This is a genomic window from Sphingomonas oryzagri (assembly GCF_029906645.1).
In the GTDB taxonomy this organism is placed as follows: Bacteria; Pseudomonadota; Alphaproteobacteria; order Sphingomonadales; family Sphingomonadaceae; genus Solisphingomonas; species Solisphingomonas oryzagri.
Genome location: NZ_JARYGZ010000001.1, coordinates 411,325 through 435,852 on the forward strand (window position 1 = coordinate 411,325; position 24,528 = coordinate 435,852).

25 protein-coding genes are annotated in these 24,528 nt (G+C 66.8%); 8 read left to right on the forward strand and 17 right to left on the reverse strand.

Features of this window, described 5'->3' with window-relative positions; translation table 11 throughout:
- Positions 1-8: 8 nt before the first annotated feature.
- Both QGN17_RS01990 and QGN17_RS01995 read right to left on the reverse strand, forming a co-directional pair.
- Positions 9-1,499 carry a serine hydrolase domain-containing protein gene (locus tag QGN17_RS01990; RefSeq protein ID WP_281042845.1) on the reverse strand — a complete coding sequence of 497 codons (1,491 nt, stop codon included), beginning with the start codon at positions 1,497-1,499 and terminating at the stop codon, positions 9-11.
- A gap of 227 nt (positions 1,500-1,726) precedes the next feature.
- Positions 1,727-2,179 (reverse strand): MaoC family dehydratase, encoded by a 453-nt coding sequence (locus QGN17_RS01995; protein WP_281042846.1) that lies wholly within the window; start codon positions 2,177-2,179, stop codon positions 1,727-1,729.
- Positions 2,180-2,295: 116 nt separating this feature from the next.
- Between QGN17_RS01995 and QGN17_RS02000 the strand changes: the two genes are divergently transcribed.
- Positions 2,296-2,544 carry a hypothetical protein gene (locus tag QGN17_RS02000; RefSeq protein WP_281042847.1) on the forward strand — a complete coding sequence of 83 codons (249 nt, stop codon included), beginning with the start codon at positions 2,296-2,298 and terminating at the stop codon, positions 2,542-2,544.
- 35 nt (positions 2,545-2,579) lie between these two features.
- Here the strand turns inward: QGN17_RS02000 and ychF are convergent, their stop codons facing one another.
- On the reverse strand, positions 2,580-3,677 hold the full coding sequence (gene ychF, locus QGN17_RS02005; RefSeq protein ID WP_281042848.1) for a redox-regulated ATPase YchF: 1,098 nt from the start codon (positions 3,675-3,677) through the stop codon (positions 2,580-2,582).
- 104 nt (positions 3,678-3,781) lie between these two features.
- Between ychF and QGN17_RS02010 the strand changes: the two genes are divergently transcribed.
- On the forward strand, positions 3,782-4,519 hold the full coding sequence (locus tag QGN17_RS02010; RefSeq protein WP_281042849.1) for an energy transducer TonB: 738 nt from the start codon (positions 3,782-3,784) through the stop codon (positions 4,517-4,519).
- Between the two features lie 48 nt (positions 4,520-4,567).
- Here QGN17_RS02010 and QGN17_RS02015 read toward each other — a convergent pair whose 3' ends face one another.
- The 4 genes from QGN17_RS02015 to QGN17_RS02030 form a co-directional block, all read right to left on the reverse strand.
- Positions 4,568-4,876 carry a hypothetical protein gene (locus QGN17_RS02015; protein WP_281042850.1) on the reverse strand — a complete coding sequence of 103 codons (309 nt, stop codon included), beginning with the start codon at positions 4,874-4,876 and terminating at the stop codon, positions 4,568-4,570.
- A 69-nt stretch (positions 4,877-4,945) separates the two neighbouring features.
- Positions 4,946-5,515: an aminoacyl-tRNA hydrolase gene (pth, locus tag QGN17_RS02020; protein ID WP_281042851.1), complete on the reverse strand. Its 570-nt coding sequence runs from the start codon at positions 5,513-5,515 to the stop codon at positions 4,946-4,948.
- Between the two features lie 75 nt (positions 5,516-5,590).
- A complete protein-coding gene (locus QGN17_RS02025; protein WP_281042852.1) occupies positions 5,591-6,223 on the reverse strand; it encodes a 50S ribosomal protein L25/general stress protein Ctc in 633 nt (210 codons plus the stop codon).
- A gap of 117 nt (positions 6,224-6,340) precedes the next feature.
- On the reverse strand, positions 6,341-7,012 hold the full coding sequence (locus tag QGN17_RS02030; protein WP_281042853.1) for a TraB/GumN family protein: 672 nt from the start codon (positions 7,010-7,012) through the stop codon (positions 6,341-6,343).
- A 310-nt stretch (positions 7,013-7,322) separates the two neighbouring features.
- Between QGN17_RS02030 and QGN17_RS02035 the strand changes: the two genes are divergently transcribed.
- The 4 genes from QGN17_RS02035 (at position 7,323) to QGN17_RS02050 (ending at position 13,349) form a co-directional block, all read left to right on the forward strand.
- Positions 7,323-8,231: a glycine--tRNA ligase subunit alpha gene (locus QGN17_RS02035; protein WP_281042854.1), complete on the forward strand. Its 909-nt coding sequence runs from the start codon at positions 7,323-7,325 to the stop codon at positions 8,229-8,231.
- A complete protein-coding gene (gene glyS, locus QGN17_RS02040) occupies positions 8,228-10,393 on the forward strand; it encodes a glycine--tRNA ligase subunit beta (protein WP_281042855.1) in 2,166 nt (721 codons plus the stop codon). The genes QGN17_RS02035 and glyS overlap by 4 nt, the downstream gene beginning before the upstream one ends.
- 62 nt (positions 10,394-10,455) lie before the next feature.
- Entirely contained in the window at positions 10,456-13,119 is a 2,664-nt protein-coding gene (gene ppdK, locus QGN17_RS02045; RefSeq protein WP_281045124.1) for a pyruvate, phosphate dikinase, read from the forward strand.
- Positions 13,116-13,349 carry a hypothetical protein gene (locus QGN17_RS02050; protein WP_281042856.1) on the forward strand — a complete coding sequence of 78 codons (234 nt, stop codon included), beginning with the start codon at positions 13,116-13,118 and terminating at the stop codon, positions 13,347-13,349. The genes ppdK and QGN17_RS02050 overlap by 4 nt, the downstream gene beginning before the upstream one ends.
- A gap of 19 nt (positions 13,350-13,368) precedes the next feature.
- Here QGN17_RS02050 and QGN17_RS02055 read toward each other — a convergent pair whose 3' ends face one another.
- The 8 genes from QGN17_RS02055 to QGN17_RS02090 form a co-directional block, all read right to left on the reverse strand.
- Positions 13,369-13,860, reverse strand: coding sequence for a hypothetical protein (locus QGN17_RS02055; protein ID WP_281042857.1), 492 nt, complete (start codon positions 13,858-13,860; stop codon positions 13,369-13,371).
- A gap of 70 nt (positions 13,861-13,930) precedes the next feature.
- Entirely contained in the window at positions 13,931-14,929 is a 999-nt protein-coding gene (locus QGN17_RS02060) for a type II secretion system F family protein (protein WP_281042858.1), read from the reverse strand.
- 16 nt (positions 14,930-14,945) lie between these two features.
- Positions 14,946-15,914: a type II secretion system F family protein gene (locus QGN17_RS02065; protein ID WP_281042859.1), complete on the reverse strand. Its 969-nt coding sequence runs from the start codon at positions 15,912-15,914 to the stop codon at positions 14,946-14,948.
- Between the two features lie 73 nt (positions 15,915-15,987).
- Positions 15,988-17,253 (reverse strand): pilus assembly protein CpaE, encoded by a 1,266-nt coding sequence (locus QGN17_RS02070; protein ID WP_281042860.1) that lies wholly within the window; start codon positions 17,251-17,253, stop codon positions 15,988-15,990.
- Between the two features lies 1 nt (position 17,254).
- The gene (locus QGN17_RS02075; protein ID WP_281042861.1) at positions 17,255-17,908 is read right to left on the reverse strand and encodes a CpaD family pilus assembly protein; all 654 of its coding nucleotides are present in this window, start codon (positions 17,906-17,908) and stop codon (positions 17,255-17,257) included.
- Between the two features lie 11 nt (positions 17,909-17,919).
- Positions 17,920-19,446 (reverse strand): type II and III secretion system protein family protein, encoded by a 1,527-nt coding sequence (locus QGN17_RS02080; protein WP_281042862.1) that lies wholly within the window; start codon positions 19,444-19,446, stop codon positions 17,920-17,922.
- A 2-nt stretch (positions 19,447-19,448) separates the two neighbouring features.
- Positions 19,449-20,498 (reverse strand): Flp pilus assembly protein CpaB, encoded by a 1,050-nt coding sequence (cpaB, locus tag QGN17_RS02085; protein WP_281042863.1) that lies wholly within the window; start codon positions 20,496-20,498, stop codon positions 19,449-19,451.
- Between the two features lie 46 nt (positions 20,499-20,544).
- Complete coding sequence (locus QGN17_RS02090) at positions 20,545-21,018, reverse strand: A24 family peptidase (RefSeq protein ID WP_281042864.1); 474 nt, start codon at positions 21,016-21,018, stop codon at positions 20,545-20,547.
- A 49-nt stretch (positions 21,019-21,067) separates the two neighbouring features.
- On the opposite strand from QGN17_RS02090, the gene QGN17_RS02095 reads away from it, so the two are divergent.
- Together QGN17_RS02095 and QGN17_RS02100 are read left to right on the forward strand one after the other, a co-directional pair.
- Positions 21,068-22,021: an alpha/beta fold hydrolase gene (locus QGN17_RS02095; protein ID WP_281042865.1), complete on the forward strand. Its 954-nt coding sequence runs from the start codon at positions 21,068-21,070 to the stop codon at positions 22,019-22,021.
- On the forward strand, positions 22,018-23,112 hold the full coding sequence (locus QGN17_RS02100) for an NAD(P)/FAD-dependent oxidoreductase (RefSeq protein ID WP_281042866.1): 1,095 nt from the start codon (positions 22,018-22,020) through the stop codon (positions 23,110-23,112). Before QGN17_RS02095 ends, QGN17_RS02100 begins: the two co-directional genes overlap by 4 nt.
- Position 23,113: 1 nt before the next feature.
- Here QGN17_RS02100 and rnhA read toward each other — a convergent pair whose 3' ends face one another.
- A complete protein-coding gene (gene rnhA / locus QGN17_RS02105) occupies positions 23,114-23,563 on the reverse strand; it encodes a ribonuclease HI (RefSeq protein WP_281042867.1) in 450 nt (149 codons plus the stop codon).
- On the reverse strand, positions 23,560-24,516 hold the full coding sequence (thrB, locus tag QGN17_RS02110) for a homoserine kinase (RefSeq protein WP_281042868.1): 957 nt from the start codon (positions 24,514-24,516) through the stop codon (positions 23,560-23,562). The genes rnhA and thrB overlap by 4 nt, the downstream gene beginning before the upstream one ends.
- Between the last annotated feature and the right edge of the window lie 12 nt (positions 24,517-24,528).

Consider the following 24,528-nt stretch of genomic DNA (forward strand, 5'->3'; position numbering starts at 1 on the left):
CGGGCGGATCATCCCCTGCTCGCTGCGGGCGGCACTGGTCCTGTGCGCGTCACCTTCATCGGCGGGCCGCCATCGACGAAGGTGAAGCTCGAAAAGTCCGCCGCGAATTCGACCGTGATGCCGAGTGATTCGGATCGAAAGCGCGTGGGTGAGAGCGCGATCAGATGTTCGGCAGCGGAAGCGGGTGCACCGACGAACCGCGCGAACAATCCCTCCGGGCGTGCCTCGATGTCGATGTTGAGGCCGCTCCCCTGAAAACGTCCTGCCGCCTTGGATAGTTCTGCGAGCGGAAGCGTCTTTTCCTCGGTTGCTGGCAGCGCGATGTCCGGCCAGCCATAATCGGTCGCCACGGCGCGCACCACTTCGTTGATCAGCCGCCGGCCGTCGCCGCCATTGGTCAGCACGGCGATGCCTTCTCCCTTGGCGACATAGGCGGCCATGAAGGATTCGAAGCCCGGATTCACGCCATCATGGCCGAAGCGCGGGACACCATCCCGATAGAGCGCCAGCCCGAGGCCCCAATTGTCCTTGACCGGCGTCATCATCAGCCGCGTCATCGCCGGCGAAAGGCGGTGCCCTTTCCGGCCCGCGGCGGAAGCCTGCAGGTCGATCAGCAGGCGGGCAAGGTCGGTGGCGCTCGTCCACAAACCCGCGGCCGCGAGTTGGGGGGTGACGACATAGTCGCCCGGGATCGGTTTTCCGCCAGCCGAACCGAAGGCCATGTCGGCCCGGATCCTCGGCGAAGGCGGCATGGCGAAGGCGCTGCGCGTCATGCCGAGCGGGCCGAGTACCTCGCGTTGCGTGAGGTCGGCGAAGGACATTCCGGTCACGTCGGACAGCGCGAGCTGCACGACCATGTACCCGCCGCCGGAATATTCGAACTGCGCGCCGGCCGGCAGAATGCTGCGAACCGGCGGGCTGTTGGCGGGCGGCAGACCATCCAGAATCTGGACGGTCGTGGGAAGGGGCGCACCGGGCATGAATCCCTGATCGAAGCCATGGACGCCCAGCCCGGCGGTGTGGCTCAGCAATTGACGCAGGGTCACGCCGTTGGGTGCCAGTTTCTCGTCCTTCGGCAGCTGCCAGGAACGGAGTGCGTCGTTGATGTTGCGATCCAGCCCGATCCTGCCCTGCTCGACCAGGCGCAACGCCGTCATCGCCGTCACGACCTTGCTGATCGATGCTGCCTGGAAGGCGGTGTCCGGGGTGACCGGCGTGCAGCTCTCGAGATCGCGAACGCCCCAGCCGCGCGCCCAAGCGATCTTCCCGTTATGGATCACCGCGACGCTGATCCCCGGCACGTCGTACCTGCGCATCCGATCGACGAGGCTGAACGGCCTGTCGCCCGGCTTGACGACCGGAGGTCGCAGATGGGCCTCGACATAGCGGGTGTGGGCGTTGCTGGGACCGCCCCTGGCCTCAATGGGGACCGGACAGCGACCGGGTTCGGAGAAGGCCGGCGTGGCGAGCGCACCAGCGATCGTGAGACCGGCGTTCAAAAGAAAAGCGCGTTTCGGGAAGCGTCGATTCTCTGTCATTCCAGAAAAGTTACATATGTAGAATTATTGGTCAAACTCTTTTCGGGTGCGCCTTGCTATGTAGGATTTCGTCTGACACGCCCGGACCAACTCGCCTCTGGGCGACCGCTCTTTCTCAGCGTCGATTTCACTTCGCACGTGTAGCCTTTGTCGCTTTTCGCGCGAATTCCGCCCCTCGAAGCTCGTTCTCACGCCGATCGCCGCCGGTACAGCACGATCGGCTCGAAGCGCATCACGGGATCGCCGTGCTGGTCGAACACCGTCGTGCGGTTGCGGATCGAACCCATTTCCGGGCGGCTGGACGAGGGGCGCGTCTCGATCACCTCGGTCTCGACGCTGAGCACGTCGCCCGGCTTCACCGGTTTCAGCCAGCGCAGATTGTCGATGCCGACCGCGCCGAGCGATCCGCTGCCGTCGTCATCCTTGCCCTGTTCGGCCACGACCATCGCCATCGTCATCGCGGCGGTGTGCCAGCCGCTGGCGGAAAGCGAACCGAAATGGGTGGCGGCGGCGCCATCGTCCGACAGGTGGAAGGGCTGCGGATCCCAGCGCCGGGCGAAATCCAGCACCTCGTCGCGGGTGACCTCGTAGTGACCGAAGCGGTGGCGGTCGCCGACCTTGAAATCCTCGAACCAGGGCATCGCATCCTCCTTTTCGACGATGCGTACCAGATCGCAACGGGTTGCCAAGCCGGGAACCGCAGCGCGGGCTGGCCGGTTGATGCCGCCGATGCGGGCCGGAAAGAGGAGTTGAGGGAATGACCGACTATCGCACCAACGATGCCGAACGCGGCACTCACACCACCATCATCGAGCGTCGCGGCGGCGGCGGGACGATCATCCTCGCCATCGTGCTGCTGGCGGCCGTGGTGGTGGGTGCCTGGTATCTGTTCACCGTCGCGCCTGCGCAGAGCGCCAAGGACAAGGCGATCACCGGCGCGGCGACCAGCGTCAGCCATGCCGCCGACAAGGTGGGCGACGCGGCGAGCGGCGGCTCGTCCAACTAAGCAAGGCGGGGCGGCCGCAAGGGCCGCCCCGTACCTTATACGTTGAAGCGGAACAGCATCACATCGCCGTCGTGGACGACGTAGTCCTTGCCTTCCGAACGCAGCTTGCCGGCGTCCCGCGCGCCGGTTTCGCCGTTACAGGCGACATAATCGTCATAGGCGATCGTCTCGGCACGGATGAAGCCGCGCTCGAAGTCCGAGTGGATCACACCGGCCGCCTGCGGTGCCTTGCTGCCCTTCGCCAGCGTCCAGGCGCGGGTTTCCTTGGGGCCGCAGGTGAAGAAGGTGATCAGGTCGAGCAGCGCGTAGCCGGCGCGTATCACACGGGCGAGGCCGGTCTCGGTGAGGCCGAGGTCGGAGAGGAACTCGGCACGATCCTCGATCGCCATGGTGGCGATCTCGGCCTCGATCGCGGCGGAGACGACCACCGCCTGCGCGCCCTCGGCCTTGGCCTTCTCGAATACGCGAGCGGACAGCGCGTTGCCGTCCGCCGCCGCGCCTTCGTCCACGTTGCAGACGTAGAGGACGGGCTTGCCGGTGAGCAGCTGCGCCTGATCGAAGATGCGGGCGTCTTCCGGATCGGACGGGCGGCCGAGGCGGGCGGGCTTGCCGTCGCGCAGCAGGTCCAGCACCGGCTGGAGCACGGCGGCCTGCGCCTTTGCTTCCTTGTCGCCCGACTGGCTCTTCTTGGCGAGCGCCGGGACCCGCCGCTCTAGACTGTCGAGATCGGAGAGCATCAGCTCGGTCTCCACCGTCTCCGCGTCGGCGATCGGATCGACCTTGCCCTCGACGTGGGTCACCTCGCCCTCGAAGCAGCGCAGGACATGGATGATCGCATCCACCTCGCGGATGTTGGCGAGGAACTGGTTGCCGAGGCCTTCGCCCTTCGACGCGCCGCGCACCAGCCCGGCGATGTCGACGAAGCCGAGCTGGGTCTCGATTATCTTGGCCGATCCGGCGATCTTCGCCAGATTGTCGGCGCGCGGATCGGGCACGGCGACGTTGCCGACGTTCGGCTCGATCGTGCAGAAGGGATAGTTGGCGGCCTGCGCGGCGGCCGTCTCGGTGAGCGCGTTGAAGAGGGTCGATTTGCCGACGTTCGGCAGGCCGACGATGCCGCAGCGGAAGCCCATGGTATGCGTGAACCTTGTGTCTGGAAAGGGCGTGACGCCCATCGTTGCGCGGCAGATAGCGGCTGTCGCACGGATATGCCAGCCGCATGGGGCGTTGCTGCCGCATGAGCTTCGTTACCGAAACGCACAGGCGGGATCAGATGTGGTCGGCGGGCGGCGCGGCGCTGATCGTCGCGCTGCTTGGCTACGGGCTGGTATCCGGCCTCACCGTATCGCCGTTCACCCGCGTCGAGCAGGCGCTGGCGCTGGTGGATATCACGACGCCGCCCCCGCCGCCCAAGCCCAAGGAGGAGGTGAAGGTCGTCCACCATGTCGCCGAGAAGGCGAAGGGCAGGCCGTCTCCCCCCAATCTGAAGAACAAGGCGACGCCGATCTTGGCGCCGCCTCCGCCGGTCGTCCCGATGAAGCCGACGGTGATCGCCGCGCCCAAACCCAACGTCGGCATGGCGGCGCAGACCGGCGCGTCGGATCGGGCCGGGCCGGGGCAGGGCGCCGGCGGGGAGGGCAATGGCTATGGCGGCGGAGGGGACGGTGATGGTGGCGATACCGCGCCCGAACCGATCCGCGATCTGCTCAAGATCAGCTGGCTGCCGATGGAGGTGCGTCAGATGGTCAATGAGACGATGCAGATCGTCTACGTCCGCTACAGCGTGGAAACCGATGGGAGGATCGGCTCCTGTCAGGTGACGCGGTCGAGCGGCAATCGTGCTCTGGATGCCGCGACCTGTGCCGCGATCCAGCAGCATTTCAAATATCGTCCCGCGCGGGATCCGGACGGCCAGCCCTTCCGGGCCTATGTCGTCACCAGCGAGGGATGGCAAATGGACCGCGACGACCCATGAGGTCGCCGCGGCCCGGACCCTGAAATCAGGTTGTTGAATCAGATTATATCAGCAGCCGTTGCGGCGGTTCTGCGCGGCGTCGTGCTTCTTGTCGAGGTGGCGACCGAGCAGGGCGCCACCGACGCCACCGGCCACCGTGCCGAGCGTGCCACCACCGAGCGCGTTGCCGACCAGCGCGCCGCCCGCGCCGCCGGCGATCAGGCCGGTAGTGCCGCTGCTCTTCTTGCAGCGATAATGATAGCGGCCGTCTCGGCCATTATAATCGCTGTAATGGTGACGGGCCATCGCCGGCGCAGGGATCGCGACCGGGGTGGCGACGACGGCCGCCATCGCGGCCAGGATGAACTTGCGAGACATGACGGATCCTCCTTCGTTGCGACCTGACCAACGAAGAAAATCGGCAAGGGTTGCTCTCTGAACAGCCGTTCAGTTCTGCTGGCGCAGCGCGGTCTCGTTCATGAAGCGCGCATCGTCGCCGGCGGCGAGCCAGGGCGCCTCGGCAGCGATCGCGCCGAGCATGTCGGCGAGATAGTCCATCTCGGATTTCGCATAGTTTCCAAGGACATATCCGGTCACCCGATCCTTGTGGCCGGGGTGGCCGATACCCAGTCGCACGCGGCGGAAGGGGTTGCCGATATGCGCTTCGGTGGAGCGCAGGCCATTGTGGCCGGCGGTGCCGCCGCCGGTTTTCACTTTTACCTTGAAGGGCAGGAGATCGAGCTCGTCGTGAAAAACCGTCACGTCGCCGACATCGAGCTTATGGAAGCGCATGGCTTCGCCGATCGCGCGGCCGCTCTCGTTCATGAAGGTGCCGGGCTTCAGCAGCAGGATCTTCTCCGATCCCACGCGGCCTTCGCGCACCCAACCGTGAAAGGCCTTCTTCTCGGGCGAGAAAGAGTGGAATTCGGCGATGGCGTCCACCGCCATGAAGCCGACATTGTGCCGGTGCATCGCATATTGCGCGCCCGGATTGCCGAGGCCGGCCCAGAGTTGCATCGATGGGCCTCCCGGATAAGCCCCAGCCCGCCACCCCGGATTTCGCCGGGATGACGGGGAATGGGGTGGGGCGGATTATTCCGCCTCGCCGCCTTCGGCTTCTTCGGCCGCGGCGGCTTCGCCCTCGGCAGACTTCAGCGCCGACGGAGCGGCGATCGTGGCGACGGTGAAGTCGCGGTCGTCGATCGCGGTCTTGGCGCCCTTGGGGAGCGTCACGGCCGAGATGTGGATCGACTCGCCGACATCGAAGCCGGCCAGGTCGACCGTGATCTGGTCGGGGATCTCGGCCGCATCGACGATCAGCTCGACGTCGTGACGGACGATCGAGAGCACGCCGCCGCGCTTCAGGCCCGGCGAGCCTTCCTCGTTCACGAACACCAGCGGCACGTTGACGTGGATGGTCGAATGCTCGCCGACGCGGAAGAAGTCGACGTGGAGCGGGCGATCGGTGACCGGGTGGAACTGCACGTCCTTGGGCAGAGTGCGGATCGCGCCCTTGTCGGCACCCTCGATCATCACGATCGAGTTCATGAAGTGGCCGGTGCCCAGCATCTTGGCGAGCTCGCGCTCGTTGACGCTGATCGAAATCGGCTCCTTCTTGTCGCCGTAGATCACGGCGGGGACGCGGCCTTCACGGCGCAGATGACGGGAGGCTCCCTTGCCAGCCCGATCGCGCGTTTCGGCGGACAGCGTCAGCTGATCGCTCATCGCTCAATCTCCAAATATTAGCTCATGTGACATGCCGGACAGGCCTCCAGGGATGACCCTGCACGGCAAGCGGGCGCGCATAGGCGAGATCGAGGGATTCGGCAAGCGCCCGTGTGGCTATTCGACCCGCACCGCCTGATAGCCGAGCTTCGCCAGCATCGCCTGTACCGAATCCGTGCCGACCAGATGCCCGGCGCCGACCGCCACCAATTGCGTGCCGGGCTGGTTGAGCCGCTGGACGATCGCGTCCGCCCAATGCGCGTTGCGCCGCGCGATCAGCACATTGCGCAGCGCCTGCGACTTCTTCATGTCCTTGTCGAAGCTCTTCGCGATGCCCTTCTCGTCGCCTTCCTTCCAGGCGCCGAGCATCTTGCCGAAATCGGCCGCGTCGTCCGATTTCTGGTCGACCACGCCTTCGAGGAACTGGCGCTGCTCCGGCTCTGGCATCGTGTCGAAGAAGCCGAGCTGCTGCTCCAGCGTCTCAAGCCCCTCGATCGGCTTGTTCTGGGCGCGGAACTGGGCCTTGAGGTGCTCCTCCACGCCGTCGGCCGAATTGACGCCGAGCGTCTGCGCGGTGGCGCCGAACAGCACCATGCCTGCTGCCCACGTTTTCAGCTTGTTGAGCGTGTCGGCGGGGACGGAGGACTTCTTTTCGAGCGCAGCCAGCGCACCGCGATATTTGGGGTCGATCCGGTCGGCGAGCGGCGCGATCGGGCCGGTGGCGGTGCCCATCTTGAACAAGGCGGCCGCCGACTTGGTCGGATCCTGATCAAGTCGGATCGTAGCCATGTCGTTCTGTGAGCCAAGGAGTTGTGTACACACCTTGTCTTCCTAAGACCGCTTGGCCTCCGACTTCCGAACAGATAGACGGTCGACGGACCCTTCTGCAGCCGCCAGATCGCGGGGTGCGCCTGCGCCTTCGCGACATGCTGGCGGGCCAGCAGCGCGGAGGGAAGGGCGGGTTGCAGGAGGGCGAGGAAGGCGGCGGCGAACGCGCGCCAGCGAGTCAGCTTCATACAGCCCGTCCTACAGCCAGCTTGGGCGGGCACAAGCGCCCTTTGCTTGACCCGCGACATGCGAGGCGCCAGAGGCGGCACCCATGTCTACACCGGTTTCCTCGGGGCCTATGAGCTTCCAGCGGCTGATCCTGACTCTCCATGATTATTGGAGCGATCGGGGCTGCCTGATCCTCCAGCCCTACGACATGGAGATGGGGGCGGGCACATTCCACCCCGCGACGACGCTGCGCGCGCTGGGGCCTAGCCCATGGAAGGCCGCCTACGTCCAGCCCTCGCGCCGCCCGACCGACGGCCGCTATGGCGAGAACCCGAACCGGCTCCAGCATTATTATCAATATCAGGTGGTGCTGAAGCCCTCGCCCCCGAACCTGCAGGAGCTGTATCTAGGCTCCTTGAAGGCGATCGGCATCGACTTCACCAAGCACGACATCCGCTTCGTCGAGGACGATTGGGAAAGTCCGACGCTCGGCGCCTGGGGGCTGGGCTGGGAAGTCTGGTGCGACGGCATGGAGGTGACCCAGTTCACCTATTTCCAGCAGGTCGGCGGCTATGACTGCAAGCCGGTGCTGGGCGAACTGACCTACGGGCTGGAGCGCCTCGCCATGTATATCCAGGGCGTGGACCGGGTGTACGACCTCAGGTTCAACGACGAGGGCGTGACCTACGGTGACGTCTTCCTCGAAAACGAGAAGCAGCAGAGCGAATACAATTTCGAGGTCGCGAACACCGAGGCGCTCTTCGACACCTTCCGCAAGGCGACCGCCGAGTGCCAGGTCTGCCTCGACCGCAAGCTGCCGCTGCCGGCCTATGAGCAGGCGATCAAGGCCAGTCACACCTTCAACCTGCTGCAGGCGCGCGGCGTGATCTCGGTTGCCGAGCGGCAGGCCTATATCGGCCGCGTCCGCGATCTGGCGAAGGGGGCGTGCGCGAGCTGGATCGAGAAGAACACGCCTGAATGGGAAGCGCGTTTTCCGGGGTGGGTGGCATGACGGACTTTCTGCTCGAACTGCTCTCCGAGGAAATCCCGGCGCGGATGCAGGAGAAGGCGTCGGCCGATCTCGCGCGTCTGTTCGAGGCGGAGCTGGCCAAGAGCGGCCTCAAGGCGGAAGCCATCGAGAGCTTCGTCACGCCGCGCCGCCTCGCCCTGATCGCGAAGGGGCTGCCCGCCGCGACCGAGGCGGTGTCGGAGGAACTGAAAGGCCCGCGCGCCGATGCGCCGGAGCAGGCGCTCGCCGGCTTCCTCGGCAAGACCGGGCTGACCCGCGAGCAGCTGGTCGAGCGCGAGGATGCCAAGGGCAACAAGGTGCTCTTCGCCGTCATCGAGAAACCCGGCCGCCCGACCGCCGAGGTGCTGGCCGAGGCGATCCCCGCGATCGTCCGCGCCTTCCCCTGGCCCAAGTCGATGCGCTGGGGCACGGCGTCGCTCTCCACCGAGAGCCTGCGCTGGGTGCGTCCGCTGCAGGGCATCGTCGCATTGTTCGGCGAGGATGTGGTGCCGTTCGCAATCGCCGGCGTCGCTTCCGGCGCGACCACGGTCGGCCACCGCTTCCACCATCCGGACGTCGTGACGATCGGATCGGCGGCGGACTATGCGTGCAAGCTGCGCGCCTGCCATGTCATCGTCGACAGCGAGGAGCGCCGCCGCATCGTCCGCGAGGGTGCCGAGGCCGCCGCCGCCGCCGAGGGGCTGGTGCTGGTCCCCGACGAGGGGCTGGTCGCCGAGAATGCCGGTCTCACCGAATGGCCGGTGCCGCTGCTCGGCCGCTTCGATCCCGCGTTCCTGACCGTGCCGCGCGAGGTGATCCAGCTCACCATGCGGACCAATCAGAAGTATTTTACCTGCAACGATGCGGGCGGTACGCTCGCTCCGGCCTTTGTCTGCACCGCCAACATCGTGGCGGCGGACGGCGGCAAGGCGATCGTCGAGGGCAACGCCAAGGTGCTCGCCGCGCGGCTCAGCGATGCGCGCTTCTTCTGGGAGCAGGATCTCAAGGTTCCGCTGGCCGAGCAGGCGAAGAAGCTCGACCAGATCGTCTTCCACGAAAAGCTCGGCACCGTCGCTGACAAGGTGGAGCGGGTGGCGAAGCTGGCCGAATGGCTGGTGGAGGAGGGGATCGTCAAGGGCGCGAGCGCCGACGAGGCCGAACAGGCCGCGCGGCTCGCCAAGGCGGACCTCGTCACCGGCATGGTCGGCGAGTTCCCCGAGTTGCAGGGCGTGATGGGCGGCTATTATGCGCGGGCCGAAGGCTTGCCTGATGCCGTCGCCGACGCCATCCGCGATCACTACAAGCCGGTCGGCCAGGGCGACGACGTCCCCACCGGGCCGGTGACGGTCGCGGTGAGCTTGGCGGACAAGCTGGATACGCTGTCTAGCTATTTTTATCTTCGCGAAATGCCGACTGGATCCCGTGACCCGTTCGCGCTCAGGCGAGCCGCTCTAGGCGCGATCAAGCTCATTCTAGCGAACAATCTTCGTATGGCGCTTATTCCGCTCCTGCTGAAGCAGTTCAAATTGGTCGAAGAGACTTCCGAAAAGGTCGCCGCTGCGGATCACGACAAAGCTCTTGCTGCCGCCGGTATGGAAACCGGTGCTATCGTTTTAACGCTCGGAGATTTCGACGACCAAGTTGTCAACCTTACCGACTTCTTCGCCGATCGCCTCAAGGTCCAGCAGCGCGAGGCGGGTGTCCGCCACGACCTGATCGACGCGGTGTTCGCGCTCGGCGGAGAGGACGATCTCGTCCGGCTGCTCGCCCGCGTGAAGGCGCTGCAGGCGTTCGTCGAGACGGAGGAGGGAGCCAATCTCCTCGCCGGTTATCGCCGCGCGGCGAACATCCTGCGGGCCGAGGCGAAGAAGGGGACGGAACCGCAGCCCTTCTCCGGCTTTACCTACACGCCCGATGCCGCCGAGGCCGCTCTGGCCGAAGTGCTCGACGCGCAATTGCCGATCGCGGAACGCGCAATCGAGGCGGAGGATTTCGAAGGCGCGATGACTGCGTTGTCAGTCATTCGTCCGACAATTGATCGCTTCTTTGATGATGTGACGGTGAATTCGGAAGAACAGGCCAAACGAACTACCCGTCTTGCTCTACTTGAAAAATTGCGTGTTGCGATGCACAAGGTCGCCGATTTCTCCCGGATAGAGGGTTAGATAACGTGGTGACTTCCGCCTCCGCAGCCAACAGCAATGCGAAACTGAAGGGGGACGGCGACGTGCAGTACGTGTATCGATTCGGTGGCGGCGTGTCGGATGGCGGCGCGGGCGATCGCAACCTGCTCGGCGGCAAGGGTGCCAACCTGGCCGAAATGGCCTCGATCGGCCTGCCGGTGCCGCCGGGCTTCACCATCTCCACCGAGATGTGCACCCGCTATTACGAGGACGGATCGGCCTTTCCGGAAAGCCTGAAGGCCGAAGTCGCCGCCGGTATCGCGCATATCGAGGGGATCACCGACAAGGTGTTCGGCGATGCGGCGAACCCGCTGCTCGTCTCGGTCCGCTCGGGCGCGCGCGCCTCGATGCCGGGCATGATGGACACGGTGCTGAACCTCGGCCTCAACGACCAGACCGTCGAGGGGCTGGCCGAGGGTTCGGGCGACGCGCGCTTCGCGTGGGACAGCTATCGTCGCTTCATCCAGATGTATTCGGACGTGGTTCTGGAGCTCGATCACGGCGCCTTCGAGGAAGCGCTGGAGATCGCCAAGGAGGATCACGGCTATTCGCTCGACACCGAGCTTTCGGCCGATGACCTGAAAGCGCTGGTGACGACCTACAAGGGCCTCGTCGAGCAGCAATGGGGCAAGCCCTTCCCACAGGACGTGCACGAGCAGCTCTGGGGCGCGGTGGGCGCGGTGTTCGGCTCCTGGCAGTCCGAGCGCGCCAAGGTCTATCGCCGGCTGAACGACATTCCCGCCGACTGGGGCACGGCGGTCAACGTGCAGGCGATGGTGTTCGGTAACATGGGCGACACCTCGGCGACGGGCGTGGCCTTCACCCGTGATCCGTCGAAGGGCGATCGCGCCTATTATGGCGAATTCCTGATCAACGCGCAGGGCGAGGACGTGGTCGCGGGCATCCGCACGCCGCAATATCTCACCAAGGCCGCGCGCGAGGAAGCGGGCGCCAAGGCCGCCTCGATGGAAGAGGCGATGCCGGACGTCTACGGCCAGCTCGCCAAGGTGTTCGACCTGCTGGAGACGCATTACCGCGACATGCAGGACATCGAGTTCACCGTGCAGGAGGGCAAGCTCTGGATGCTCCAGACGCGCTCCGGCAAGCGGACGGCGAAGGCCGCGCTCAAGATCGCGGTGGACATGGCGAACGAGGGGCTGATCGACCAGAAGGAAGCGATCCTGCGCGTCGATCCGCTGGCGCTGGATCAGCTGCTGCACCCGACGCTCGACCCCGATGCGCCGCGCGACGTGATCGCCAAGGGCCTTCCGGCCTCGCCGGGCGCGGCCTCGGGCATCGTCGTGTTCGACGCCGAAACCGCCGAGCAGCGCGCCGAGCGGGGCGACAGCGTGATCCTCGTCCGCGTCGAGACGTCGCCCGAGGACATTCACGGCATGCACGCGGCGCGCGGCATCCTGACGGCGCGCGGCGGCATGACCAGCCACGCCGCCGTGGTGGCGCGCGGCATGGGCCGCCCCTGCGTCTCGGGCGCGGGCACGCTGGCGATCGAGGGCAAGGCCAAGCGGATGCGCGTCGCCGGCCGCGAGTTCAAGGAAGGCGACGTCATCACCATCGACGGCTCCACCGGCGAGGTGATGGCGGGCGAGGTGGCGACGGTGCAGCCCGAACTCGCCGGCGATTTCGGCACGCTGATGGAATGGGCCGACGCCGGCCGGCGCCTGAAGGTGCGCGCCAATGCCGAGACGCCGCTCGATTGCAAGACGGCGCGCGATTTCGGCGCCGAGGGCGTGGGCCTCTGCCGTACCGAGCACATGTTCTTCGAGGCGGGGCGGATCACGGCGGTGCGCCAGATGATCCTCGCCGAGAAGGAGGCGGGGCGTCGCGCCGCACTCGACAAGCTGCTGCCCGAACAGCGGGCCGACTTCGCCGCGATCTTCGAGATCATGGCCGGCCTGCCGGTGACGATCCGCCTGCTCGATCCGCCGCTCCACGAGTTCCTGCCGCATGAGGAGACGGAGTTCGCCGAGGTGGCGCAGGCGTCGGGCATTTCGGTCGAGGCGCTCAAGCAGCGCGCGTCCGAACTGCACGAGTTCAACCCGATGCTCGGCCATCGTGGCTGTCGCCTCGGCGTCACCTATCCCGAAATCTACGAGATGCAGGCGCGCGCGATCTTCGAGGCGGCCGTCGAGGTCGCGGAGAAGACCGGCGAGGCGCCGATCCCCGAGGTGATGATCCCGCTCGTCGCCACCGCACGCGAGCTGGAGCTTATGAAGGCCGTCGTCGATGCCGCCGCCAACGCGGTGTTCGAGGAGAAGGGCCGCGCGCTCGACTATCTCGTCGGCACGATGATCGAGCTGCCGCGCGCCGCGCTCAAGGCCGGCGATATCGCCGAGGTGGGCGAGTTCTTCTCGTTCGGCACCAACGACCTCACCCAGACCACGCTCGGCGTCTCGCGCGACGACGCGGCTCGGTTCCTGGGCGTCTATGTCGAGAAGGGCATCTACGCGAAGGATCCGTTCGTCAGCCTAGACACCGACGGCGTCGGCGAACTGATCGAGATCGCCGCCGAGCGCGGCCGCAAGACGCGCCCCGGCATCAAGCTCGGCATCTGTGGCGAGCATGGCGGCGACCCGGCCTCGATCGCCTTCTGCGAACAGACTGGCCTCGATTACGTCTCGGCCTCACCCTATCGGGTGCCGATCGCGCGTCTGGCGGCGGCGCAGGCGGCGTTGAGGGCGACCAAGTGAAGCTCGTTCTCGCTCTCGTGGCTGGCGGACTGCTGATCGCGGCCGCCCCCGTCAAGATCGTCCCGGCGCCCGCCGACGACAAGCCGGCCGAGCCGGTCGGCGCGGCGGCGCGGCAGAAGCATGGGCCGGAGCCGCTGGCGAAGCCGCCGGCGGATGTCGGCGCGGCGGAAGATCCCGCGCCGGTGCCGGGAGCGCCAGAGACACCGCCGGCCGCTCCTCAGCCGAAATAAGCGAGGTCGAGAGCAGGCATCAGGCGACGGTGCCCCACCGCGTGCGGTGGGCATCGACGCCATCCGCGCGCAAGGTGGCGGCCTGCTCACGCCACTCTTCATAGGCGATGGTGCCGCTCTTGAGGCCGAGCCGGTTTTCGAGCGTCGCCGCTTCGCCGTCCGACAGGGCTTCGACCTGGCGATAGCGGTGGATGCCGGCTTCGTTGAGGCCGGTCTCGCCGGTCCGCCCGATACCCCGGATCAGGGCGAGGTCGTCGCGGTTGCCGGCGGCCGCAGCGCCGATCGCGCCCGCCGTGCCGGGGACCACCGTGTGGCCCGCGACCTGCCGTTCCAGTTCGACGTTGCGCTCTCGCACCGCGGCAAGCTCCACCTCGGCATTCTTCCGTGCCGCGATCTCGTCAGTATAGGCGCGGCGCCACTTCGCTCCGCCTGAGCGGGACAGCAGGCCGAACAGCCAGCCAAGAATGAGCACGAGGGCGACGATCGCCCACTGGTTCGGGGTGAAGCCCATCACAGCCTCCTCTTGTTACGGAGGCAGAACCGACGAGGGGGGACGGCGTTCCGTCACCCCCTCCGGTGGATCATCCCATCTTGCCCGAGGACATGGCGTCGCTGATCGAGCAGGCCGCCGGCCCGAGGATCACGATGAACAGCACCGGCAGAATGAACAGGATCAGCGGCACCGTCATGATCGCGGGCAGGCGCGCGGCCTTTTCCTCGGCACGCATCATGCGTTCGTTGCGGAACTCCGCCGACAGCACGCGCAGCGCCGAGGCGAGCGGGGTGCCGTATTTCTCGGTCTGGATCATGGTGGTGACGACGCCGCGCACCGAATCCAGCGCCACGCGCGTGGACAGATTCTCGAAGGCCTGGCGGCGTTCCGTCAGGAAGCCCAGTTCGATTGCGGTCAGCATGAACTCGTCGCCAAGCTCCGGATAGGCCTTGCCCAGTTCCTTCGACACGCGATTGAATGCGGCATCGACGGTCAGGCCGGCCTCGGCACAGATCACCAGCAGGTCGAGCGCGTCGGGCAGGCCCTTGCGGATCTCGGCCGAGCGTTTCGAGATGGTGTTCGACAACCAGATGTCCGGTCCCTTGTAGGACAGAACCAGTGCGCCGGCGACGAAGCCGTAATGCTTGAGCGGACCCCAGGTCGGGAACCAGCCGAGCCCGTAGACGCCGATGATAGCGATGCCGCCGATGACGATCGGCAGCACCATCCGCGCGAAAATCACCGCGACGGCGGCGTCCTTCGAACGGATGCCGGCCTGCAGCAGCTTGATCTGCGCGGCCTTGAGCTGGCTGTCCTGAAGCACTTTCAGGCTGGCCAGCGCCGAACGCATCTTGTCCGTCGCCTCGTTGCGCGCGGTCAGCTTCGCGCGGCGCTTCGAGGTGGAGGCGGTGATGCCGAGCTTCAACTGTTCGCGGCGCTCGTTCAGCGCCTTGACGCGCTTCGCCATCGGATCGCGCACGGTGGTCGCGAGATAGAGCGCGAAGAGCACCGCACCGGTGGCGAGCATCGCCATGACGGTGCCGAGCACCATCGCATCGATGCCGAGGACGGAAGGATGGCTGGCCATATCGTGTGCTCCCGCCTCAGATCTCGAAGTTGACCATCTTGGCCATGATGAAGGCGCCGATGCCCATCCAGGTCAGGCCGATGCCGCCGGCGATCATGAGGCGCGTCTCGTGGAAGAAGCCCATCATGTAATCCGGGTTCATGAAATAGACTGTGCCGAACACGAAGAAGGGCAGCGAGCCGACGATATAGGCCGAAGCCTTCGATTCCGACGACATCGCCTTGATCTTCAGCTTCATCTGCGCGCGCTTGCGCAGCACGTCGGCGAGGTTGGCGAGAGTCTCGGCCAGGTTGCCGCCGGTCTCGCGCTGGATCTGCAGGGTGATACAGAAGAACTGGAATTCGGGTGTGCCGAGGCGGTCCGCAGTCTCCTGCATCGCGGCTTCCATGGTACGGCCGATCTTGATGCGATCGCCGATCAGGCGGAATTCGACGCCCACCGGGCCAGGGACCTCGTGGCCAACGACGCTGAGCGTCTCGGTGATCGGCAGGCCCGACCGCAGGCCGCGCACCAGAAGCTCGATGGCGTCCGGAAACTTGGCGTTGAACTGCAGCACACGGCGCTTGATCAGCACCCCGATCACCTTGTGCGGGACGCCGAGACCGACCGCGAGGCCGAGGAACAGCGCGATCGCGATCGGGACGTGCTTGATGATCAGAAGAAGCGCGACGACCAGCGCGATGCCCATGCACGCCATGAAATACTGGCCGAGCGTCCAGCTGCGGCCGGTCTGTGCAAGGCGCGCGCGCAGCATCTCCGGCTTGGGCAGGAAGCGATTGGCATAACCATCGAGCTTGGTGTCGCGCTGGGTGAGCGCACGGCGCATCTGCGCCTGCATCGCACCTTCGGTGACGCCCGAATGGCGGTTCTTCAGGCCGTCGATGCGCCGCGACTTCGCCTTCGACGCGGACGGACCCGAAAAGGCAAGCAGGATCAGCCCCAGTGAGAGGCAGCCGCTTAGCGCCATGAGCAGTGCCGGTAACATCAGCCGATCGCCTTCCCGTAACCTGGAACCCGTCGAGGCCGCCGCCGCATGACGGGGGCGGCGGCCTCGATCATCACTTCGCCTTGCGCTTGGGCAGCAGCGCCTTGAGATCGCCGAGCTTGTCCATCAGCGACTTGCCGTCGGAGCCGGCCTTGCCCTCGCCATTCTCGGCCGCACGGCTGATGCCGCGCGCCAGTTCGATCAGCGGGGCGCCGGTCTTGCTCGACTTGGCGACTTCGGCGAGCGGCTTGCCCAGCTTCGCGGCCTGGGCGAACAGCTTCGCATCGTACGGGATCGCCAGATCGACCTTGCGCTCGATCGAATCCTCGAACTCCTTGCGGCTGATCTCGCCTGCGCCCGACACGATGCGGTTGGCGACGACCGTGACGGCGGCGCCCGGCGCATTGGCCTTGAGCCAGCTGAGCATACGGATCGTGTCGCGCGCGGCGGCCAGCGTCAGTTCGGTCACCAGCACCACCGCCTGCGTATCGTGCAGCAGGTGGGGATGCTGGATCAGCATGTGGCGCGGCAGATCGAGCACGGTCGATTCGAACGCGGCCTTCAGCTCTTCCTGAAGCTGGTAGAAGGCCGATCCGTCGGTCAGCAGCGGCTGGTTCAGGGGCGCCTCGGCGGAGAGGACCGAGAGCTTCTCGGCCGCCTTCACCATCGCGCGCTCGATGAACAGACCGTCGATGCGGCTCGGATTTTCGATCGCGTCGGTCAGGCCACGGCCCGGTTCGACGTCGAACGACAGCGCGCCGGTGCCGAAGTGGATGTCGAGATCGAGCAGCGCGGTCGAGCGTCCCTCATTCTCGCCCATCAGCCAGCCGAGCGAGGAGGCGACCGTGGAAGCGCCGACGCCGCCGCGCACGCCGATGACCGTCGCCATCAGGTGCGGGCGGTCGGCAACATGCTCCGGGGTGCGCGGGCCGGACAACGTCAGCTGGGCGTGGGCGAAGGCCTCGCGCGCCTGATCGGCGCTGAACGGCTTCAGCAGATAGTCCTGAATGCCGCTCGCGACGAGATCGCGGTACAGCCGCACGTCATTCACCTGGCCGGCGGCGATCACTACCGTACCCGGTTCGCAGACTTCCGCGAGCGCGTTGATGTCGTTCAGCGGATCGCCGCTTTCCGACATGTCGACGAACAGGATGTGCGGCGAGGCTGAGACGGCGAGCGTCTGCACGGCATTGCGCAGGCCGCCCTTGTGTACCTTCTCCGGCGGCCAGCCCATCTCGATGGCGACGGGGCGCAGCGCGTCGGCGGTCTGGTCGTCGCAGACGAAGGCGGCGAACGGATCGCGCAGCGTCGCGGTGCGAGGATGGAACGGAGCGTTCATATCAGTTCCCCTTGCTGCTTTCCTGCTTCAGACCACCGGCGCCGGTGGTGACAGCATCGCGATAGGCTTTGATTGCCTTGAGGCTCTGGCTGGCGTCGGCGCGATCGTAGGCATGACCCTCGACCAGATCCTGCGGGTTCGCGATCATCGCCGCCAGGTTGATGGCGGAGGCGCAGCCATAGTTCGATGTGGTGGAGCCGGCGACGTCGGCAAAGTTGCCGCGGCGATAATCCGGACAACCCTCGACCGAAGCGATCGCCCGGCTGACGACCACGCGGATCGTGCCGGGGGCCGGGTGGCCCGCGGTGATCGGTGCCGGTTCGTGGCTGACGAGCATCCCGTAGCGGGCGACGACGCCGCCCACCGTGTCCTGCGCGACGCCACCTCGCCAGCCGGCCGGATCGTCGAGCGTGATGGTGTCGCCGTACCCGAGGGCCAGGCCGTCGAACCAGCCGGCAAGGCGGTCGATCTCGCCCGGCGCCAGACCCTTCGGCGTCGTGGCGACATCGAGCACGTAGTCGGTGCGGCTGACGACAGGCTGATGGACCGAATCGACGCTGCGATTGACTGGACCTTCGGCGCGGCCGGCGCCCGCGCCGATCAGGAATACGACAACCGCCGTCGCGGCGCGGAGCTTGGAAATGCTGTGTGCCATGGGCGTTGTCCTCAGTTGCCGGAGAAGCCGGGGCCGACGGCCGGCTGGGTGACGGGCGGCGTCGCGACCGGCTTCGGCCGCTTCTTGCCCGAGACGCTGTCGCTATGCTGATCGAGCAGGACTTCCTGCGCGTCGGTGCCCATCCTGTAGCCGTCGGTCGGCAGCGCGATCTTGCTGTCGCTGACCGGCTTCACGAGATACGGCGTCACCACGATAACCAGCTCGCTCTCGGAGCGCTTCCAGCCGTTCGAGCGGAAGAGCTGGCCAAGGATCGGCAGATCGCCGAGGAACGGCGCCTTGTTCACCGAGTTCGACGTGTTGTTGTTGAGCAGACCGCCGATCACGAAGCTCTGGCCAGAGCCGAGTTCGACCGTCGTCTCCGCGCGACGGGTGGTGAGGCCCGGAATCTGATAGCCGTTGATGCTGACCGTCGAGGAGGTCAGCTGCGACACTTCCGGGCGCACGCGCAGCGAGATGCGGCCATCGCCCAGCACCGTCGGGGTGAAGGCGAGACTGACGCCGTACTGCTTGTATTCGATCGTGGTCACGCCCTGGAACTGCGGCACCGGGATCGGAATTTCGCCGCCTGCCAGGAAGCTGGCCGTCTCGCCTGAAAGCGCCGTCAGCGTCGGCTGGGCGAGGGTGGTCGCATAGCCGTCGGTCTCGGCGAGATCGAGCGCGGTCAGGATATCGAGGCCGAGCAAGTGACCCATGAAGCCGAAGCGGGTCGTGCCGGAAGCGGCCGCCGCGAGATTGTAGAGCGTGTCGCCGATGTGCGCGCCGTTGGCGTCCACCGCGCCGGACGTGCCCGGCGTGCCGGGGACGGTCGAGATCGTGCCCGCATTGCCCTGCGAGGCGCCGAACAGGAAGCCGCCCGAATTGTCGCGGGTCAGGATGTTGAACCCGATATTCTTCGACAGGTCGCGGTTCACCTCGGAGAAGCGGACGCGCAGCATCACCTGCAGCGGCGTCGCGGTCTTCAGCCGGCTGACCACCTGTACGTCCTTGCCGACGAAGGCGGTGACGAGACGACTGGCCTCTTCGATGTCGTCGGGGGCCTGCACGGTGCCGGTCAGCACGACGATGCCGTTCATCGGCGTCGCGACGATCTGTGCCTCGGGCATGGCGACCTTCAGCATCTGCTGGACGTTGCCCATGTTGGTGCCGACGCGCACGGTGGCCGCGAACACTACCGAGCCATCCTTGGCGGTGGCCGACAGTGTCGTCTCACCGGGCCCCTTGCCGAACACGTACAAGCGGGTAGGCGAGCGGACCTGAACATCGGCGATGCCCGGATCGGCCACGAACAGGTCGCTCATGGCGCGGGGCAGCGTGATCAGCTGACCGCGGCCGGTCGAGAGCGTGATCACCTGGCCGGTGAGCGGCGCGGCGGCCGGAGCGGAAGCCCGAGCGAGCTTGGCGCGCGGCTGCCACTTGGCGGCGGCCGGGGCCGCGGGGATCGCGGCGAGGCCAAGGGCCAGGACAGCAGCCAGCGCGGTGCCGGCAGCGCCGTGGCGCGGTGTCTTCAGGATCGACATGTTCACTTACCCCCCACGGGCGTGTCGGTGACGGTGTTACCACGGGCGACATGGACGACCGGCGGTGCAGCCGGTGCGAGCAGGGCCTGCGACGGCATCTTGCGGCCGTTCTGGGCGAAGGCCTGAGCGCGCGTCATGTTGCCACGGGCGAAGCGCGAGACTTCACCACCGGTGGTGAAGGTGGTGCCCTGATCCTGCGGCTGGCTGGCCACGTCGAGCAGCATCTTCTTCTCGGATTTGGGATCGGTGCCGGCGGGCACGGAGATGTCGCCGGCGGCGATCGCCTTTTCGAGATCGGTGGTGCTGTCGGCCAGCGGGCGCAGCGAGAGCGACAGCGAGCCGAGCTTCTGCGCGACGGCGATCTTTTCGGCCATCTTCGGCGTGGCCTCGACGGTCACCAGCGAGAAGTTCGAGATCTGCGTCTTGCCGTCGGGCGTCGGCTGGTTGTCGTAGCGCTGGTCGGTGGCGAGCACGCGGACGTTGCGCATGATCGTTTCGGACGTCTGCAGCGGGCGATCATCCTTCGCCTGGAGCTGGCCAGGGGCGCTCGGCGCGCTGGAATTGACGTCGACGTTCGACGTCAGCATCAGATCGACACGGTCGCCTGGGAACACGAAGCCCGCGACGGCCGATGCCCCGCTGACGGAGACGGTGACCGCGCGCATCCCCGGCGTCAGGGCCGCGGCGAGGAAGCCGCGATCTTCGGGCGATACGAGCGATCCCTGCGTGACCGGCTGTCCGGCGGTGACTTCGGAACGCACGACCATGCCGATCATCTTCGTCGGATCGACGTTGGCCTGGCCCTTCACATAATAGGCACCGTCCACCAGATCCTTCGGCCACGGCTGGAAGCGCACCGAGTCAGGCCCCAGGATGGTGCCGACCGGCAGCGGCTTGGCGGCGACGAGAACCTGCGGCCCGGTGGGTTGCGGGGCAATGGCGGCCACAGCCTGCGGCGCCGCGGCCGTGCCGAACATGTTCTTCGCCATGATGGCTGTCACTGCCGCGACGAACAACGCGCCCACCAGCAATGCGATCTTCTTTCCGTCCATGACGTCTTCCGCCCCCTACAGGCCTAGGTTCAGTTCCGATTGAGCTTCATGCCGCGAATTGGTAAAAATATCGTTCGGCGAGAACTGGGATCGCGGCGAGCGCTATTGCGACCCCGTAAGGAATTTCGAGCGGGGTCTCGATTTTCCGCGCCTTGTGCCAGACGAGCATTGCGACGGTGAGGATGCCGCCGCCGATCGACATCCACACGATCACCTTCATGAAATCGAGCGGTGCGAGCCACAGGGCGAGTACGGTAATCAGCTTGACGTCGCCGCCGCCCATCGCGCCGATCGCGAAGGCGCCCATGAAGATCAGCAGCGCCACGGCCGCGACAGCCAGCTGGATCGCGATCCCCGGCCACGGCGCGACCCCGCACGCCCACCACCACAAGGGGGCGGAAAGCGCGATGCCCGCATTCAGCGGATTGGGGATGATACGCGCACGGATATCCGTCCACGTCGCGTAGAGCAGGGCGGCGATGAGTCCGCCCGCCAGGATTCCGATCAGAGGGGTCTGCATGGTTACCGCTCTAGACGGAACCGCTTGCCAAACCGTAACCAGCGGAAAAATGGCACCGACAGCTCTCCTCCCCGAATCGAACTTCGATCGCAGGGCCTATCCGGACGGGATGGACTTCCCCGTCTGGCACGCCGCCGACGGATGGCCGCACCGCGCCTATCGCTGGCCCGCCGGGGGTGTTCGGCGCGGGAGCCTGCTCTTCCAGTCGGGCCGCGCCGATTACATCGAGAAATATCTCGAAGCCTGCGATCACTGGCACGGCCAAGGCTGGGACATCGAAGGGTTCGACTGGCGCGGGCAGGGCGGATCGCGCACCTTCACCGGCACGCTCGATCCCGACGACCGGCTGAGCTTCGATCCGCTGATCGACGATCTCGCCGCCTATGTGGCGGAATGGAAGGCGCGGACGCCGGGGCCGCATGTGCTGATCGCCCATTCGATGGGCGGCCATGTCGCGCTGAGGGCCTGTGCGGAGCGGGGCGTGGTGCTCGATGCACTGGTGCTGGTCGCGCCGATGCTGGCGCTCAACACCGGCCACATCCCCCGCTTCGTGGCGAGCGCGGTGGTCGGCGGCGCCAAGCTGGCGCGGCTCGGTCGTCGTGCGATCTTCCGCGACAATTACGCCAATCCGCGCCGCTACCTTCGCCTCACCGCGAGCCTGCCGCGCTACGAGGATTCGCAATATTGGAAGCGGGCCATCCCCGGGATCGCGATGGGGCCGCCGACCTGGAACTGGATCGGCGCGGCGTTGGCCGGTGACCGCCGTATAGCGCGCGAGGGGGAGCTGGAAGGCGTGCGCACGCCGGTGCTGCTGCTGGCGGCAGGGCTCGACAAGCTGGTTCGCGACGAGGCGATCGCGTCGGCGGCGAAGCGCCTCCCCGATGCGGAGATGAAGCTGTTTCCCACCGGCCGCCACGAGTTGCTCCGCGAGGCTGACGAGAATCGCCTGCCCGCACTGGCTGCCATCGACGATTTCCTCGATCGCCGGGCGGCGCGACCGTGAAGCGCTACGACGTTGTAGTGGTCGGTGCCGGCATGGCGGGCGCGAGCCTTGCCGCAGAGCTGGCGCCTCATGCATCGGTGCTGATCGTCGAGGCCGAATCGCTGCCGGGCTATCATGCGACCGGCCGCTCCGCCGCTTTCTGGTCGGAAACCTATGGCGGCCCCGGCGTCCAGCCGCTCACCAGCGCTTCTGGCTTATTCTTGCGCGAAGGAGGCTTCCTGCGCGATCGCGGCGCGCTGCATCTGGCCGCGCCGGAGCATTTCGCGCTGCTGGATCGCTTCATCAGGGAGTTCGCCGACACCGGCATCGCCCTCCTTCCGCTCGATGAAGCGGCGATCGCCGCACAGGTGCCCGGATTGCGGACGGGCGCGTGGCGTGGGTTGCTGGAGGCGAGTACCGCCGACATCGACGTCGCGGCGCTCCATGCTCACTATCTTCACGCGGCTAAGGTGGCGGGGGCCGATCTGGCCTGTTCGGCGCCGTTGCGCTTCGCGGGGAGAGAAGGCGGGCGCTGGCGGATCGACGCGGGGGGCGTCCTCACGGTGGAGGCGGACATCCTCGTCGATGCCGCCGGTGCCTGGGCGGACGCGGTTGCGCGTGTGGCGGGCGCGGGGCCGATCGGCATCCAGCCCTATCGCCGGACGATCGCGCAGCTTCGCGTCTCACCCGACGCATCGGAGGATCTGCCGCTGGTCATCGACGCGGCCGAGCGCTTCTATTTCAAGCCCGAAGCCGGCGGCCGCCTCTGGCTCAGCCCGCACGACGAGACGCCCAGTGTCGCAACCGATGCGGCGCCGGAGGAGATCGACGTCGCCGTTGCGATCGACCGGATGGAGCAGGTGGTCGACTGGCGGGTCGAGCGGGTAGAGCGGAGCTGGGCCGGCCTGCGCAGCTTCGCGCCGGATCGGCTGCCGGTCTATGGTTTCGACGCGGCGGTGCCGGGCTTCTTCTGGTTTGCGGGGCAGGGTGGCTTCGGCATCCAGACGGCTCCGGCGGCCGCACGGCTCGGCGCGGCGGTGCTGCTCGGAAGGCCGGTCGAAGCCGGGCTGGACGCCGAGCGCTATGCGCCGGGGCGCTTCTCCCCGGCCTGATTCAGCGGAACTTCAACGCCTCGGCGCTGGCGAGCTGGTCGACCCGCTCATTCTCGTCATGGCCGGCATGGCCCTTTACCCACTTCCATTCCACCCGGTGGGGGGCGGCGGCGGCGAGCAGTTCCTGCCAGAGGTCGGCATTCTTGACCGGCTTCCTGTCGGCGGTCTTCCAGCCGTTCTTCCGCCAGCCGTGGATCCACTTGGTCAGGCCGTCCATCACGTAGCGGCTGTCGGTGGTGAGCAGCACGCGACAGGGGCGTTTCAACGCCTGCAGGCCACGGATCGCAGCGGTCAGCTCCATGCGGTTGTTGGTGGTCTGCGCCTCCCCACCGGACAATTCCTTCTCGGTTCCGCCCATGCGCAGCAGCGCCCCCCAGCCGCCGGGGCCGGGATTGCCCTTGCAGGCGCCGTCGGTGAAGATCTGGACGAGAGACAGTTCGGCGTCGGTCACGCGGTGAAGCACTCCGGGTGTTGGGCGTAGAAATCGAGCCGGCGCAGGAAGGCCAGCGGATCCTTGCGGGTGACGAGCGCGTCAGCCGGCGTATTGAGCCAGTCCCACGCGCGAGTGAGGGTAAAGCGCAGCGCCGCGCCGCGCGCCAGAATCGGCAAGGCGGCGCGCTCGGCGTCGGTCAGGGGGTGGGCGGCCTGATAGCCTTCGATCAGCGCCCTGCCGATCGCGGCGTCATAGTCGCGTCCGTCGGCGGAGAACCCCCAGGCGCTGTGCGTCACCGCCACGTCCCACGCGCGAATTTCGGAGCAGGCGAAGTAGAAATCGATCACCCCCGTCACCCGGTCACCGAGCATCAGCACGTTGTCGGGGAAAAGATCGGCGTGGATCACCGATCGGGGTAGATCGGCCGGCCAGCGGGCGTCGAGAAAGGCGAGTTCTTCGGCGATGCGCGCGGAAAAGCCTGGCACGATCTCATCCATCGCGGTGCCGCAGCGACCGGCGAGTTCATGCCAACCGGCCAAACCCAGCGTGTTGGGCCGCTCCGGCGTGAAATCGGCGAGGGCGCCGTGCATCTGGCCCAGCGCTTGGCCGGTCGCGCGCGCCTGCTCCGGCGTCGGATGTGAAAGCGATACGCCTTCCAGAAACTCGATCAGACAGGCCGGGCGGCCCGCGACCGTCTGGATCTGGACGCCTTCGCCATCCTTCAGCGCGCGCGGCACCGGCAATCCGCGATCCGCCAGATGATCGAGCAAGGCGAGGAAAAAGGGCAGGTCGCCGGCATCCACACGCTTTTCGTACAGCGTCAGGATGAAGCGCCCACCCTCGGCCTCGACCAGATAATTGCTGTTCTCGACGCCCTCGGCGATGCCCTTGAACGATCGCAGCGCGCCGACACCATAGCGCATCAGCAGCGCGGCCATCTCCTCGGCCGGCACATGGGTGTAGACCGCCACTTGCTTCCCCCG

Excerpts from the sequence above, each read along its gene's own strand:
- QGN17_RS01995 (WP_281042846.1), bottom strand. The coding sequence starts at position 2,179 with ATGCCCTGGTTCGAGGATTTCAAGGTCGGCGACCGCCACCGCTTCGGT.
- QGN17_RS02000 (WP_281042847.1), top strand. The coding sequence starts at position 2,296 with ATGACCGACTATCGCACCAACGATGCCGAACGCGGCACTCACACCACC.
- ychF (WP_281042848.1), bottom strand. The coding sequence starts at position 3,677 with ATGGGCTTCCGCTGCGGCATCGTCGGCCTGCCGAACGTCGGCAAATCG.
- QGN17_RS02010 (WP_281042849.1), top strand. The coding sequence starts at position 3,782 with ATGAGCTTCGTTACCGAAACGCACAGGCGGGATCAGATGTGGTCGGCG.
- QGN17_RS02015 (WP_281042850.1), bottom strand. The coding sequence starts at position 4,876 with ATGTCTCGCAAGTTCATCCTGGCCGCGATGGCGGCCGTCGTCGCCACC.
- pth (WP_281042851.1), bottom strand. The coding sequence starts at position 5,515 with ATGCAACTCTGGGCCGGCCTCGGCAATCCGGGCGCGCAATATGCGATG.
- QGN17_RS02025 (WP_281042852.1), bottom strand. The coding sequence starts at position 6,223 with ATGAGCGATCAGCTGACGCTGTCCGCCGAAACGCGCGATCGGGCTGGC.
- QGN17_RS02030 (WP_281042853.1), bottom strand. The coding sequence starts at position 7,012 with ATGGCTACGATCCGACTTGATCAGGATCCGACCAAGTCGGCGGCCGCC.
- QGN17_RS02035 (WP_281042854.1), top strand. The coding sequence starts at position 7,323 with ATGTCTACACCGGTTTCCTCGGGGCCTATGAGCTTCCAGCGGCTGATC.
- glyS (WP_281042855.1), top strand. The coding sequence starts at position 8,228 with ATGACGGACTTTCTGCTCGAACTGCTCTCCGAGGAAATCCCGGCGCGG.
- QGN17_RS02055 (WP_281042857.1), bottom strand. The coding sequence starts at position 13,860 with ATGGGCTTCACCCCGAACCAGTGGGCGATCGTCGCCCTCGTGCTCATT.
- QGN17_RS02060 (WP_281042858.1), bottom strand. The coding sequence starts at position 14,929 with ATGGCCAGCCATCCTTCCGTCCTCGGCATCGATGCGATGGTGCTCGGC.
- QGN17_RS02065 (WP_281042859.1), bottom strand. The coding sequence starts at position 15,914 with ATGTTACCGGCACTGCTCATGGCGCTAAGCGGCTGCCTCTCACTGGGG.
- QGN17_RS02070 (WP_281042860.1), bottom strand. The coding sequence starts at position 17,253 with ATGAACGCTCCGTTCCATCCTCGCACCGCGACGCTGCGCGATCCGTTC.
- QGN17_RS02075 (WP_281042861.1), bottom strand. The coding sequence starts at position 17,908 with ATGGCACACAGCATTTCCAAGCTCCGCGCCGCGACGGCGGTTGTCGTA.
- QGN17_RS02080 (WP_281042862.1), bottom strand. The coding sequence starts at position 19,446 with ATGTCGATCCTGAAGACACCGCGCCACGGCGCTGCCGGCACCGCGCTG.
- cpaB (WP_281042863.1), bottom strand. The coding sequence starts at position 20,498 with ATGGACGGAAAGAAGATCGCATTGCTGGTGGGCGCGTTGTTCGTCGCG.
- QGN17_RS02090 (WP_281042864.1), bottom strand. The coding sequence starts at position 21,018 with ATGCAGACCCCTCTGATCGGAATCCTGGCGGGCGGACTCATCGCCGCC.
- QGN17_RS02095 (WP_281042865.1), top strand. The coding sequence starts at position 21,068 with ATGGCACCGACAGCTCTCCTCCCCGAATCGAACTTCGATCGCAGGGCC.